The organism is Comamonas terrigena NBRC 13299 (genome assembly GCF_006740045.1).
GTDB classification, from domain to species: Bacteria; Pseudomonadota; Gammaproteobacteria; order Burkholderiales; family Burkholderiaceae_C; genus Comamonas; species Comamonas terrigena.
Genome location: NZ_AP019749.1, coordinates 415,446 through 428,970, shown reverse-complemented (window position 1 = coordinate 428,970; position 13,525 = coordinate 415,446). Strand labels below are relative to the sequence as shown.

Genomic DNA, 13,525 nt, shown 5'->3' with positions numbered 1-13,525 from the left:
GGGTCTGGCGACAGCCCTGCGCAGGGCAAGCTGAGGGCATGCGAGGGGCGTGCAGTGGGCCAACAGGCCACCGGAATCCGCACGGGCCCCGGCGGGAAGCGGCCCTTCGCCGATGGCCGGCGTGCAGCGGACAGGCCTGCGTCACAGGGCGGCTGGACAGCCGGCCGCCGCCCGCCACAATGCGGCATGGCATCCACACCGCACCGCGCTCCCATCCGCGACCTGACCCAAGGCCCCATCGCCCGCACCCTGGTGGCGTTTGCGCTGCCGATTCTGGCGGGCAATGTGCTGCAGTCGCTCAACGGCTCGGTCAATGCCGTGTGGGTGGGCAAGTACCTGGGCGAAGCGGCGCTGACGGCCACGGCCAACGCCAACAACATCCTGTTTCTGCTGATCGGGCTGGTGTTTGGCGTGGGCATGGCGGCCACCATCCTGGTGGCCCAGGCCATGGGGGCCAAGAACCTGGCCCAGGCCCGGGCGGTGATGGGCACCAGCGCCAGCTTCTTTGGCGCGGTGTCGGTGCTGATCGCCGTGGTGGGCTTTCCGCTGTCGCGGCTGATCCTGCAGTGGATAGACACGCCCGAAGCCGCGCTGCCGCTGGCGGAGAGCTATCTGCGCATCATCTTCCTGGCGATGCCGCTGCTGTATCTGTTTGCCTTTGTCTCCGCCGTGCTGCGCGGCGCGGGCGACACGCGCACGCCTTTCCTGTTCCTGCTGCTGGTGGTGGTGCTGGATGTGCTGCTGAACCCGCTGCTGATCTTCGGCTGGGGTCCGGTGCCGCGCATGGGCATCACCGGCGCTGCCACGGCCACGCTGGTGGCCAATGCCATCAGCTTTGTGGCCATGCTGTTGTGGCTGTACCGCCGCCGCCACCCGCTGTGGATAGGCCGCAGCGAGCTGCACCTGTTCCGCCCCCGGCCCGCCATCGTGCGCACCCTCATCACCAAGGGGCTGCCGATGGGGGCGCAGATCGTGCTGATCTCCCTGGCCATGATCATGGTGATGCGCCTGGTCAATCTGCACGGGGTCGAGCTGTCGTCCGCCTACGGCGCCGCCTTGCAACTGTGGACCTATGTGCAGATGCCGGCCATGGCCATCGGGGCGGCCTGTTCGTCCATGGCGGCACAGAACGTGGGCGCGCGCCGCTGGGACCGGGTGGACGGCACGGCCCGCGCCGGTGTCTGGGCCAATGTGGGCATGACCGGTCTGCTGATTGCACTGATCGTGCTGGCCGACCGGCTGGTGCTGGGCTGGTTTCTGCCGGCCGGCAGCGCGGCGCTGGAGCCGGCGCGCCACCTGAACCACATCGCCATCGGCTCCTTTGTGTTCTTTGGCGTGACGTTTGTGCTGTCGGGCGTGGTGCGCTCCACCGGTGCGGTGATTCCGCCCCTGGTCATTCTGGGCCTGGCGCTGTGGGGCGTGCGCGTCCCCGTGGCGCAGTGGATGCAGCCCTGGCTGGGGGTGGACGCCATCTGGTGGAGCTTTCCCATCAGCTCGCTGTGCGCCATGCTGCTGAGCCTGGCCTACTACCGCTGGGGCCATTGGCGCCAGGCACATATGCTGCCCGACGGGCCGGCCACGCCCCAGGCCACACCGGCCGAGGTGGGCGGCCAGCCGCCCACCCCGGTGTGCAGCCTGGGCGGGGATGAGCCCGAGGCCCATCGCTGACCGCAGCCGTCGCCAACGCCCCGGTGCCGATTGCGGCTGCAGCGCCAATATCAGCACGCACACCGGTGCGGCAGGGCCGCCCGGCGACCGGTTTTCTGCGCAGGAACCAAAATGGCGTCTGCGCCTCCAACTTCCGCCATGCCAGTTTTGTCCTCCACCGCCCTGCTCCCCCGCCTTCGTCTCACTGCTTTTTTTGCGCTCCTCAGCGCACTGGCATTGGCGTGTCTGCTCCTGTTTTCGGGCAGCGCACAGGCACAGATCCAGCTCAAGCTGGGATCGGCCCAGGCCGCCACGGCAGCGCCCGGCGCATCGGCGACGGTGGAAACCCCGCGCGTGCGGGCCGAACTGGTGGCGCTGGCGCCCGAGGGCATTGCCCCCGGTCAGCCCCTGACCCTGGGGCTGCGCATCCACCACCAACCGGGCTGGCACACCTACTGGAAGAACGCCGGCGATTCCGGCCTGGCCACCCAGCTGACCTGGCAACTGCCGGCCGGCATCACCGCCGGCGACATTGCCTGGCCCATGCCCCAGCAGATCCGCGTCGGCGATCTGCTGAACTACGGCTATGAAGGCACGGTGCTGCTGCCCGTGCCCGCCACCGTCGCGGCCGGCTTTGCGCCGGACGCCCAGGGCATGGTCCGCATCCAGCTGCAGGCCAGCTGGCTGGTATGCCGGGTGGAATGCATTCCCGAGGACGGCAGCTTCACGCTGGACCTTCCCGCACAGGGCAGCGTGGCCATGGCGGCCGCCGACTTTGCGGCAGCTGCCCGGCAGGCCCCCCAGGCCTTGCAAGGCGAGGCCCGCTTCACCGTGCTGCCCGGCGGCGAGCGCCTGCAACTGCAGGTGAACGGCCTGCCCGCCACCGCCCAGGGCCAGACCCTGGCCTTCTACCCGGAATCCAGCGACACCTTCCGCCATGCCGCCGAACTGGGCAAGGACTGGACCCAGGCCTGGAAGGGCGCCACCTGGACGGCCGAGCTGCCGCTGTCCGAGATGCGCGGCGACACCCCCGCCAGCCTGCCGGTGGTGCTCGGCCTGCCCACAGCGGGCAGCGATGTGGCCCATGCCCCGCCCACCCAGGCATGGCGCATGGAGGCACCGGTCGAAGGCCAGTGGAAAGCCGTGCAGCTGGCCACCGTCTCCCCGGCGCTGGCGGCGGCACTGGAGGCCAACCGCAACGCGGCCACGCCCGCGGCACCGGCCCCCACAGCCAGCGCGTCCAGTCTGTGGCTGGCCGTGCTGGGCGGCCTGATCGGCGGCCTGATCCTGAACCTGATGCCCTGCGTCTTCCCCGTGCTGGCCATCAAACTGCTGGCCCTGGCCCAACCTGGCACCGCCCCGGCCGCGCGCCATACCGCCGGCCTGGCCTATGGTGCGGGCGTGGTGCTGAGCTTTCTGGCCCTGGGCGGCCTGCTGCTGGGCCTGCGCGCGGCGGGGGACCAACTGGGCTGGGGTTTCCAGCTGCAGTCCCCGGCCGTGGTGGCCCTGCTGGCCGCGCTGTTCACGCTGATCGGCCTGAACCTGGCGGGCCTGTTCGAGCTGCGCATGCTGCTGCCCAGCCGCTGGGCCAGCGCCCAGGCCCGCCACCCGGTGGTGGATGCGTTCCTGTCGGGCGTGCTGGCCGTGGCCATCGCCTCTCCCTGCACCGCTCCCTTCATGGGGGCGTCGCTGGGCTTTGCCGTGGGCATGCCGGCCGTGCAGGCGCTGACGGTGTTTGCCGCCCTGGGCGTGGGTATGGCCCTGCCTTTTGTCATCGTAGGCTGGGTGCCTGCGCTGCTGCGCTGGCTGCCCCGCCCCGGCGCGTGGATGGACACCTTCCGCCGCGCCATGGCTTTTCCCATGTTCGCCACCGTGGTCTGGCTGGTCTGGGTGCTGGGCCAGCAAAGCGGTATCGACGGCAGCGCCGCGCTGCTGGGCCTGCTGCTGCTGCTGGCCGCCCTGGTGTGGGCGCTGACGCTGCAGGGCCGCAGCCGCTGGGCGCTGGGCGCCCTGGTGCTGGCCCTGACCGTGTGGCTGCTGCCCACGGCGGGCCGCCTGGTGGTGCAGCCGGTGGAGGCCGCCACATCGGCTTCCGCAGGCCACAGCACCGCACTGTGGCAGCCCTGGAGCGCCGAGCGGGTCGCCAGCCTGCAGGCCGCCGGCCAGCCAGTGTTTGTGGATTTCACCGCGGCCTGGTGCGTGACCTGCCAGTTCAACAAGAAAACCACGCTGTCCGACACGGAGGTGCTGGCCGACTTTGCCGCGCGCCAGGTGCAGCTGCTGCGTGCCGACTGGACACGGCGCGACCCGGCCATCACGGCCGAGCTGGCCCGCCTGGGCCGCAGCGGCGTGCCGGTCTATGTGCTCTACGCGCCGGGCAAGGCCCCGCAGGTGCTGACCGAGCTGCTGTCCACCACCGAAGTGCGACAGGCCCTGGCAGCGCTGTAAACGCGTCACCGCTCCCGTCCAGGCGGAGAAGCCCGCCGCCGCCTGGGCCCATGCCACATGCACTGCGCCGCGACGTGAGTGCCTCCTTGCGGTCAGGGGACAACAACGTGCGCCGTGGATCAGGCCGCCCGTCGCCGCGGCCGGTGGCGGCGCTCTCGGAGACCAAGGGTTAACCCCTAATCAATCCGCCCAACGGACCAACTTGGCCTACACGCAGCAGCAGGCCAAGCCCCCTAGACTGGCTCCAGACAGTGCGCAGGCGCAGTGGCGGCATCCCCCGCCGTACGTCCCGCCGCGAGGAGATTGCCATGACCAGCATCCAGCTTTCCGTCCTGATCCCCACTCCCCGGCGCACGCCGCGCCAGCGCGTGCTGCTGTGCGGCGCCGCCGTGTTCGGCCTGCTGGCCAGTGTCGCGGTGCTGCCCACGGTGTGGAACCTGCTGACCTTGCTGCACACGCTGCCGCACTGGTACCTGCTGGAACGCATGCTGGCCCACTCTCCCATGACCGCCTGGCTGCTGATGCTGGCCTGGGGTGCGGCGGTGCCGCTGTGCCTGCTGGCCACGCTGTTTGGCGGCCTGCACTGGCGCGGCGCCCTGCTCACGGTAGCGGCCTTGCTGCTGGCCGTGGTCTGGTACATGCACATGCCGGCGCTGCAGCAGTGCAGCCTGCTGTCCGGCATGGGCGATGCCTGCCGTTTGCTGCAGGCGGTCTACCCGCTGAGCCTGGGTCTGGCGGTGGCGGTCTACCTGTTCGGTCTGGTGGTGCTGCTGCTCAGCAGCCTGGGCCTGGTGAGTCTGGCGCCCGCCGATGAAGACCCGTTGAACCGCGACCGTTACCACTACGGGGTCTGAGCCTGCCGGACAGGGGTCGCTGGGGAGTGCTTGGCAAGCGCCCCCGGGCGCTGCGTCCGTGGGTGACAGACGGGCGGCGCCAGATGCCGCACACTGTGCCCATGATCACCACCGCATCCGACACCGCCCTGCGGGACCTGCTGCAGGCCGCCCCCACCATCGTCGTCGTGGGCCTGTCGCCCCAGGCCGATCGCCCCAGCCACGAGGTGGCCGCCTACCTGCAGCAGCACGGCCTGCGCACGATTCCCGTCAACCCCGTGGTCGCCGCCGCGGGCGGCCAGATTCTGGGCGAGCGTGTCTACGCCAGCGTCACGGAGGCCGCTGCCGGCCTGGCCGCCGAAGGCCTGGAAGTGGATATCGTGGATTGCTTCCGCAAGAGCGAGGCCATCGGCCCCATTGCCCAGGAAGCCGTGGCCGTGGGCGCGCGCTGCCTGTGGCTGCAGCAGGGCGTGGTCAACGCCAAAGCCGCAGCCCTGGCCGCGCAGGCCGGGCTGATGGTGGTGCAGGACGCCTGCATCAAGCTGGAACACCGCCGCCTGCTGGGTGCGGCAGCCTGAGGCGGATGGCACCGGTCCCTGCGCTGCAACCCCTGGGATGCAGAGCGTCCGATGGGTTCCCAACGCACAAGGGGCGCCCCGCGGGAGCGCCCCAGCCATCGGTCAAGGGAAATCAGCAGCCCAACATGCGACGGTAGCGCGCAGGGAGATCGGCAATCTGCAGCATGATGGGCAGGTCGGCGGTCTGGAAATCGGGGTCCCACGCCGGAGCCCCCAGCACCCGTGCCCCCATGCGCAGATAGCCGTGCACCAGCGGCGGCAGCTCCACCACCGGCTGGGGCTGGGCCGCAATCTCGGCCTCGCGCAGGGGTAGCGCCAGCAGCGGGCGCACCTGCCACTGCGGCTGGCAATGGCTTTTGGCCGGCAGCTGCGCCCAGATGCGCGCGGCGCCTTCGCCATAGGTCAGCCCGGGGTGGTGCAACGGCAGGCTGGCACAGCCCACCATGGACTGCAGCCGGTTGCGCTGCATGAAGTCGGCCAGCGCGCCCCAGAGCGCCAGGATGGCGGCACCGCTGCGGTAGTCCTGGTGCACGCAGCTGCGGCCCAGTTCCACCATGTCGTTGCGCAAGGGCGCCAGCGCGCTGCAGTCGAACTCGCCTTCGGAGTACAGCCCCCCGGCGCGGCGGGCCTGGCTGGGGGTCAGCAGGCGGTAGGTGCCCACCACCTTCTGCGTGACCTGGTCGCGCACCAGCAGGTGTTCACAGAAATCGTCGAAATGGTCCACATCGTGGCCCGGCAGGCTGTGGGGCTGGTCGGTGGGCAGCTTGGCACCCAGTTCGCCGGCAAAGATCTGGTGGCGCAGGCGCTGGGCGGCACGCACCTCGTCCAGATGGCGAGCCCAGCCCACACTCAGCGCCGGGCTGGCGACGCTGCGGTTCTGGGGAACAGGGGTGGACGACAGCGGGCTGCTGCCCAGTGCGCCCACGTCGGGAATGCTGATGCTGTCCATGCGGCCTCCACCCCCTGCGGGGAATTCGTGTGAGTCCGAAGCCGGGTCTGTCACGGCAGTGGTTGTCCGCACTGCCGTCCCTGTTGGCTCGCTCCGTCTCACAGCACGCAGTGTGCGCGCCGCATATGTCATCCCCGTGATGGTCGCGTGACAGCGGCATGTCACTGCCGCCGTGCACGTCCGCTCAGCGCGCCATGAACTGCACCACCAGGGCGTTGATGATGTCCACAAAGAAGCCGCAGACCAGCGGCACCACGATGAAGGCCCGGTGCGCCGCGCCATGGCTGCGGGCCACGGCCGTCATGTTGGCCACGGCCGTGGCGGTGGAGCCCAGCGTGATGCCGCCAAAGCCCGCGCAGATCACCACCGCCTCGTAGTCGCGCCCCATGGCGCGGAACACCACAAAGGCGGTGAAGAAAATGGCCATCAGCACCTGCAGCACCAGCACCGTCAGCACAAAGCCCAGGGAGCCCTGCAGCACCCACAGCTGCAGACCCATCAGCGCCATGGTCAGGAACAGGCCCAGACAGATGTCCGAGATCATGGCCAGGCCCTGGCGCATGCTCTGCCAATGGAACTGACCCAGCTTGTGCTGCTTGCGGCCCAGCATCCAGCGCCCGGCCGTGTTGCGCAGCACGATGCCGCCGATCAGGCAGCCCACGAACATGGGCAGCTGCAGGCCGATTTCCTGGAACAGCGGGGTCAGCACGCCGCCGATCATCAGCGCCATGTTCAGCCACAGCCAGGCGCGCAGCACGCCGTAGTAGTCCAGCGTGACCGCCGCCTGCTTGTTGGACACGCCCACATCCAGTGGCCGGGCATCGCTGCCACGGATGGCATGGCGGCGCATCAGCCAGCCGGCGATGGGGCCGCCAATGCTGCAGGCGGCAATCAGTCCCACCATATTGGTGGCCATGCCCAGTTCCATGGCATTGGCGATCTGCAGCCGGTCAATGAAGTGCGGAGCCCAGGTCAGCGTGGTGGCCACGCCACCGGTCAGCGCGATGGAGCCGGTCATCAGCCCGGCGCGCGGGTCCAGCCCGAACAGTCCGGCCAGCCCCATGCCCAGCACGTTCTGCAGCACGATGAAGCCCGATGCCAGCACCAGCAGAATGGCCAGCGGCTTGCCGCCTTCCTTGAGCGTCTTCAGATCCGACTTCAGACCGATGCCGGCAAAGAAGTACAGCAGCAGCTGGTCGCGCACCTGCAGATCGAACTCGATGCGCAGCCCCAGCACCCCGTAGGCCAGCCCCACCACGCAGGCGCACAGAAAGCCACCCACCACCGGCTCGGGGATGTTGTAGCGGCGCAGCGGCTCCCAGGCGGCCGCCAGCTTCTGCCCCACAAAGAACAGCAGGATGGCCAGCGTGAAGCTCTGGAAGGCAGGAATGTGCAAGGTCTCGGGCAGGGTCACGGTACGGTGGCTCTTTCGTCACAAAGCAGCGCATCCTACCCAAGCCCGCCGCCGCGCGCACCCCTCCCCCCTGCTGCCGGCTCCCCCGCACCCCGCGGTTTGCGCTGCGTCAGCTTCGGCGCGGGAACCCTGCTGCCACAGTGCGGCATGCCGGTGCGTGCAAAAGGCATCCGGTACACTGCCCGCTCCCCCCGTATACCTGCCTTGCCGGGCGCTGCCAACGCGCTGCCCGGCCCCGGCACGCTGGTGTGCGCCTTTGCTGCCGCATGCCAACCCACCCGTGTGAGCCTTTTCATGTCTTTTGCCCCCCTTCAGAACGACACCTTTCTGCGCGCCTGCCGCCGCCAGGCCACCGATTACACACCGCTGTGGCTGATGCGCCAGGCCGGCCGCTACCTGCCCGAATACCGCGCCACCCGCGCCCAGGCCGGCAGCTTCATGGGCCTGGCCACCAATGTGGACTACGCCACCGAAGTCACGCTGCAGCCGCTGGAACGCTTTCCGCTGGATGCGGCCATCCTGTTCAGCGACATCCTCACCGTGCCTGACGCCATGGGCCTGGGCCTGACCTTCGCCCAGGGTGAGGGGCCCAAGTTCGCCAAGGTGGTGCGCGATGAAGCGGCCGTGGCCCAGCTGGCCGTGCCCGACATGGACAAGCTGCGCTATGTGTTCGATGCCGTCACCAGCATCCGCAAGGCGCTGAACGGCCGCGTGCCGCTGATCGGTTTTTCCGGCAGCCCCTGGACGCTGGCCTGCTACATGGTGGAAGGCGGCGGCAGCGACGACTACCGCCTGGTCAAGAGCCTGATGTACGCCCGCCCGGACCTGATGCACCGCATCCTGGAAGTGAATGCCGACAGCGTGGCCGTGTACCTGAATGCCCAGATCGACGCCGGCGCCCAGGCAGTGATGATTTTTGACAGCTGGGGCGGCGTGCTGGCCGACGGCATGTTCCAGCAGTTCAGCCTGGCCTACACCAAGCGCGTGCTCAGCCAGCTCAAGCGCACCGGTGTGGACGGCCAGGACGTGCCGCGCATTGTCTTCACCAAGGGCGGCGGCATCTGGCTGGACCAGATGAACGCGCTGGACTGCGAAGTGCTGGGTCTGGACTGGACCGCCAACCTGGGCCAGGCCCGTGCCATCGTCGGCGGCGAAGTCGGCGGCCCCGGCAAGGCGCTGCAAGGCAATATCGATCCGAACGTGCTGTTTGCCCCGCCCGAGCAGGTGGCCGCACAGGCGCGTGCCGTGCTGGACAGTTTTGGCAAGCCCCATACCGACAAGACCACCACCGGCCCCGCCCACATCTTCAACCTGGGCCATGGCATCAGCCAGTTCACCCCGCCCGAACATGTGGCCGCGCTGGTGGAAGCGGTGCACAGCCACTCGCGCACCTTGCGCCAAGGCTGAGCCCCTGCCCCTGTGGGGGTGCCATCCGGCCGTGGTGACGCCACGGCTTTTTTGTTGCCGAGTGTCAGAAAATGTTTACAACAGCGGGCAAATTGCAAGTACCCACTTGCATTACCCGCCAATGGCGACGAAGACGCATCCAGGCACCTGCCGGCGGCGTTGTTTTTCGCTCTTTGGCAAGCCCTTGACGGATTTGCACATCCCACTTATGCACAGAAGCGGGCAGGCAGGCATGGGCTGGCCTGCTCTGCTTTTGCTGAGCGCCACATGACGCAAAGTCGTTATAAGCCATTGTTTTTGTTTAAATATAAATTTTTTCTATGCTTACGTGGTAACCGCAGCCTGTTCCACATCGACGGGCTGCCACTGCGTTCCAGCAGATAATCCCCACAAAGTTATCCACAGAAACCCGCATCACACCGGGCGTGCCCTGTGGAAATCCTTGCTGCATGCCGCTTCCGCCCGATTCCGCCTCTCCATCCCCTGATTCCGCCCCCGTGTTCCGGGTCCAGGTGGCCGTGCACACGCCGGTACACAGCGGTGTGGGCGGGCTGTTGACCTACACGCACACCACCGCCCTGCCCCCCGGCACGCTGGTGCGGGTGCCGCTGGGCAACCGGGAGCTGCTGGGCGTGGTCTGGGACAGCCCGGCCGATGCCGAGCCGGTGCCGAATGCCCAGCTCAAGCCCGTGCGCAGCGTGCTCGATGGCCTGCCTCCGCTGGACGCCCGCTGGCGCCGCCTGGTGGCGTTCGCCGCCCAGTACTACCAGCGCAGCCTGGGCGAGATTGCGCTGACCGGCCTGCCCCCTGCCCTGAAGGACATGACGGCCGAACAGTTGGCCCGCCGGCTGGCGCCCAAGTCCAAGAAACTCAGCAAAAAGGCCCAGGCCGCGCTGGATGCCCAGGCCGTGGCCGACGCCGCAGCGCCAGCGCCCGCCTTGCCCCCTACGATTGCACTCAGCGCCGAGCAGCAGGGCGTGTGCGCCCAGATGGACCAGCACCCCGGCCCCTTTCTGCTGTACGGCGCCACCGGCAGTGGCAAGACCGAGGTCTATATGCAGCGCGTGCAGCAGGCGCTGCTGGCCGCCACCGACACCGGCTTTCCGACCCAGGCGCTGGTGATGGTGCCGGAAATCAACCTCACTCCCCAGCTGCTGGAACGCTTCACGGCCCGCTTTGCCCCGCAGTTCGGCCCGCAGGCCGTGGTCAGCATGCACAGCGGCATGACCAACCCGCAGCGCCTGAAAAGCTGGCTGGCGGCCCACACCGGCCAGGCCCGCGTGCTGCTGGGCACGCGCATGGCGGTGTTCGCCAGCCTGCCGGGGCTCCAGGTCATCGTGGTCGACGAAGAGCACGACCCCAGCTACAAGCAGCAGGAGGGGGCACGCTATTCCGCCCGCGACCTGGCCGTGTGGCGGGCCCGTTCCCAGGGCGCCCAGGTGATTCTGGGCAGCGCCACCCCGTCGCTGGAGAGCTGGCACGCCAGCGAGCCCGCCGACAGCGGCGGACCGGGCCGCTACCTGCGGCTGCACATGCCCAGCCGCATTGGCGCGGCCGAGCTGCCGCGCGTGCGCCTGGTGGACATGCGCCAGCAGCCCCGCAAAGCGGTGTTCTCCCCGCCGCTGATCGCGGCCATCACCGAACGCGTGCAGCGCGGCGAGCAGGCGCTGGTGCTGCTCAACCGCCGGGGCTTTGCTCCGGTGCTGTTCTGCGCCGACTGCAACTGGAAGAGCGACTGCCCCCATTGCAGCGCCCACCAGGTGTTCCACAAGGGCGACCGCACGCTGCGCTGCCACCACTGCGGCTTTACCCAGCGCGTGCCGCATGCCTGCCCGGAATGCGGCAACCCCGACATCCTGCCGCTGGGCAAGGGCACGGAGCAGCTGGAGGAAGAGCTGGAGCGGCTGCTGCGCAATGTGCAGCGCCCCGACGGCAACCCGGCCCGCGTGGGCCGTATCGACGCCGACACCACCCGGCTCAAGGGCGCGCTGGAGCAGCAGTTGGACCAGGTGCACAGCGGCGAGATCGATGTGCTGGTGGGCACGCAGATGGTCGCCAAGGGCCACGACTTCCGCCGCATCACGCTAGTGGCCGCCGTACAGCCCGACGGAGCCCTGTTCAGCAGCGATTTCCGTGCGCCGGAGCGCCTGTTCTGCCTGCTGATGCAGGCCGCCGGCCGCGCGGGGCGCGATGGCTCGTATGTCGCCGCCCAGGACAGTCGGCCCGAGATGTGGGTGCAGACCCAGGATCCGGAGCACATGGTGTTCCAGGCGCTGCGCCAGCACGACTACCCGCGCTTTGCCCAGCGCCAACTGCGCGAGCGCGAGGATGCGGGCATGCCTCCCTTCGCCTTCCAGGCCCTGGTGCGCGCCGACGCCCGGACCCAGGAGGCCGCCCAGGACTTTCTGCGCGCCGCCAGCGATGCGGCACGCCAGGGCGAGCTGCCCCATCTGGACGATGTGTTTCTGTACCCGCCCATCCCCATGGCCATGCAGCGCGTGGCCGATGTCGAACGGGCGCAGATGCTGATCGAAGCCACCGACCGCCGCGCGCTGCAGCGCTTCCTGCATGCCTGGCAGCCCTGGCTGCACTGGGTGCGCGGCCAGCCCCAGCACAAAAGCCTAGTGCGCTGGCTGGTGGATGTGGACCCGCAAAGCCTGTAACACCTCCTCTGGTACCGTCACCTGCGCCCGGGGCCCCGGGCTGCGTCAGCGCGGTGTGCGAAACGGCGCGCCGAGCACTCCCATATTGAGAGCAGCCAGAGCACACCTGACAATTCCCCAAGGCAGATTTCACGCCCAGCCCCACATCCCCGGCACAGAACGTGCAGAGAGGCTGTTGCACCGTGCGCGCGCCGCACCATGGCTGTGCGGCGCCGCTGGCAAGTCCGGATTAGCCCCATTGCTGCCCGGCGGCGGCGCGCGCAAGGTGTGCAACCACTCACCACAACCCAGGGATTGTCCATGCGTCTTGCTCCCCGTACTGCCCGCTTCACCCTGCACCGTCTGGCCGCAGCCTCCGTGGTCACGGCTTCACTGTTGCTGGCCGGATGCGCCACCCAGTCCAGCTCCACCGCGGCCCCCATGGCTGCAGCCCCGGCTGCCGCACCGGCCCCTGCCGCCCCGGCGGCACCTGCGACCCAGCCCGTTGCGGCCGGACCCAAGGCCAATGTCGTGGTGCTGGCCACCGGCGGCACCATTGCCGGTGCCGGCGCCTCCACCATCAACAGCGCCACCTACACGGCCGCCAAGGTGCCGGTAGACAAGCTGCTGGCTGGCCTGCCCGAACTGGCCCAGGTGGCCAATGTGCGCGGTGAACAGGTCTTCCAGATCGCTTCCGAAAGCTTCACCAACGACAACCTGCTGGCCCTGGCCAAGCGCGTATCGGCCTTGTCCAAGCAGGGCGATGTGGACGGCATCGTGGTCACCCACGGCACCGACACCCTGGCCGAGACCGCCTATTTCCTGAGCCTGGTGGTGCACACCGACAAGCCCATCGCCGTGGTCGGCAGCATGCGCCCCGGCACGGCCCTGTCCGCCGACGGCGCGCTGAACCTGGTCAATGCCGTCAGTGTGGCGGCGTCCAAGGACGCACGCGGCAAGGGCGTGCTCGTCACGATGAACGACGAGCTGAACACCGCCCGCGATGTGAACAAGGACATCAACATCCAGACCGGCGCCTTCAAGAGCCAGTGGGGCCCGCTGGGCATGGTGGTGGAAGGCAAGAACTACTGGTTCCGCGCCCCCGTGAAGCGCCACACCAACCAGTCCGAGTTCAACATCGACAACATCACGCAGCTGCCCCAGGTGGACATCGTCTATGCCTACGGCACCGTGCAACCCACGGCCGTGAATGCCCTGGTGGCCGGTGGCGCCAAGGCCATCATCCATGCCGGCACCGGCAACGGCTCGGTGGCTGACCGCATGGTCAAGCCGCTGCAGGATGCCCGTGCCAAGGGCACCATCATCGTGCGCTCCTCCCGCGTGCCCTACGGCTTTGTGCTGCGCAACGCCGAGCAGCCCGACGACAAGTACGACTGGGTCGTCGCCCACGACATGCGCCCTGAAAAGGCACGCATCCTGACCATGCTGGCCCTGACCCGGGGCGCCGACACCAAGACGCTGCAACGGATGTTCTGGGAATATTGAGCGGCGCCACGGCCCGCAGACCGGACCGTTCTCAGGCACTGCCGCAAAGCAGGTCCGGGCTTCCGGCCCCGCCAGCGGAGCCATCCCCATCGGCCGGTGCC

The 13,525-nt window shown here is 69.0% G+C and carries 9 protein-coding genes; 7 read left to right on the top strand and 2 right to left on the bottom strand.

The features are described from left to right. Positions 1 to 186: 186 nt before the first annotated feature. The 4 genes from CT3_RS01965 (at position 187) to CT3_RS01950 (ending at position 5,506) form a co-directional block, all read left to right on the top strand. On the top strand, positions 187 to 1,668 hold the full coding sequence (locus tag CT3_RS01965) for an MATE family efflux transporter (RefSeq protein ID WP_066541686.1): 1,482 nt from the start codon (positions 187 to 189) through the stop codon (positions 1,666 to 1,668). A 138-nt stretch (positions 1,669 to 1,806) separates the two neighbouring features. Further along, positions 1,807 to 4,095, top strand: coding sequence for a protein-disulfide reductase DsbD family protein (locus CT3_RS01960; RefSeq protein WP_066541684.1), 2,289 nt, complete (start codon positions 1,807 to 1,809; stop codon positions 4,093 to 4,095). Between the two features lie 308 nt (positions 4,096 to 4,403). After that, on the top strand, positions 4,404 to 4,949 hold the full coding sequence (locus CT3_RS01955) for a hypothetical protein (RefSeq protein WP_066541683.1): 546 nt from the start codon (positions 4,404 to 4,406) through the stop codon (positions 4,947 to 4,949). Between the two features lie 101 nt (positions 4,950 to 5,050). Next, positions 5,051 to 5,506 carry a CoA-binding protein gene (locus tag CT3_RS01950; RefSeq protein ID WP_066541681.1) on the top strand — a complete coding sequence of 152 codons (456 nt, stop codon included), beginning with the start codon at positions 5,051 to 5,053 and terminating at the stop codon, positions 5,504 to 5,506. A 112-nt stretch (positions 5,507 to 5,618) separates the two neighbouring features. Here CT3_RS01950 and CT3_RS01945 read toward each other — a convergent pair whose 3' ends face one another. Next, a complete protein-coding gene (locus tag CT3_RS01945) occupies positions 5,619 to 6,455 on the bottom strand; it encodes a GNAT family N-acetyltransferase (protein WP_066541680.1) in 837 nt (278 codons plus the stop codon). A 184-nt stretch (positions 6,456 to 6,639) separates the two neighbouring features. Further along, positions 6,640 to 7,869 carry a sodium/glutamate symporter gene (gene gltS, locus CT3_RS01940; RefSeq protein WP_227657849.1) on the bottom strand — a complete coding sequence of 410 codons (1,230 nt, stop codon included), beginning with the start codon at positions 7,867 to 7,869 and terminating at the stop codon, positions 6,640 to 6,642. A gap of 294 nt (positions 7,870 to 8,163) precedes the next feature. Here gltS and hemE point away from each other — a divergent pair, with 294 nt between their 5' ends. The 3 genes from hemE (at position 8,164) to CT3_RS01925 (ending at position 13,424) form a co-directional block, all read left to right on the top strand. Continuing rightward, positions 8,164 to 9,276 (top strand): uroporphyrinogen decarboxylase, encoded by a 1,113-nt coding sequence (gene hemE / locus CT3_RS01935; RefSeq protein ID WP_066541811.1) that lies wholly within the window; start codon positions 8,164 to 8,166, stop codon positions 9,274 to 9,276. Between the two features lie 449 nt (positions 9,277 to 9,725). Next, positions 9,726 to 11,939, top strand: coding sequence for a replication restart helicase PriA (gene priA / locus CT3_RS01930; RefSeq protein WP_066541679.1), 2,214 nt, complete (start codon positions 9,726 to 9,728; stop codon positions 11,937 to 11,939). A 420-nt stretch (positions 11,940 to 12,359) separates the two neighbouring features. Next, positions 12,360 to 13,424: a type II asparaginase gene (locus CT3_RS01925; protein ID WP_083520660.1), complete on the top strand. Its 1,065-nt coding sequence runs from the start codon at positions 12,360 to 12,362 to the stop codon at positions 13,422 to 13,424. The last annotated feature ends 101 nt before the right edge of the window (positions 13,425 to 13,525 follow it).

Bases quoted from the DNA above. Each gene is read 5' to 3' on its own strand.
- CT3_RS01965 (WP_066541686.1), top strand. From the start codon at position 187: ATGGCATCCACACCGCACCGCGCTCCCATCCGCGACCTGACCCAAGGC.
- CT3_RS01960 (WP_066541684.1), top strand. From the start codon at position 1,807: ATGCCAGTTTTGTCCTCCACCGCCCTGCTCCCCCGCCTTCGTCTCACT.
- CT3_RS01955 (WP_066541683.1), top strand. From the start codon at position 4,404: ATGACCAGCATCCAGCTTTCCGTCCTGATCCCCACTCCCCGGCGCACG.
- CT3_RS01950 (WP_066541681.1), top strand. From the start codon at position 5,051: ATGATCACCACCGCATCCGACACCGCCCTGCGGGACCTGCTGCAGGCC.
- CT3_RS01945 (WP_066541680.1), bottom strand. From the start codon at position 6,455: ATGGACAGCATCAGCATTCCCGACGTGGGCGCACTGGGCAGCAGCCCG.
- hemE (WP_066541811.1), top strand. From the start codon at position 8,164: ATGTCTTTTGCCCCCCTTCAGAACGACACCTTTCTGCGCGCCTGCCGC.
- priA (WP_066541679.1), top strand. From the start codon at position 9,726: ATGCCGCTTCCGCCCGATTCCGCCTCTCCATCCCCTGATTCCGCCCCC.
- CT3_RS01925 (WP_083520660.1), top strand. From the start codon at position 12,360: ATGGCTGCAGCCCCGGCTGCCGCACCGGCCCCTGCCGCCCCGGCGGCA.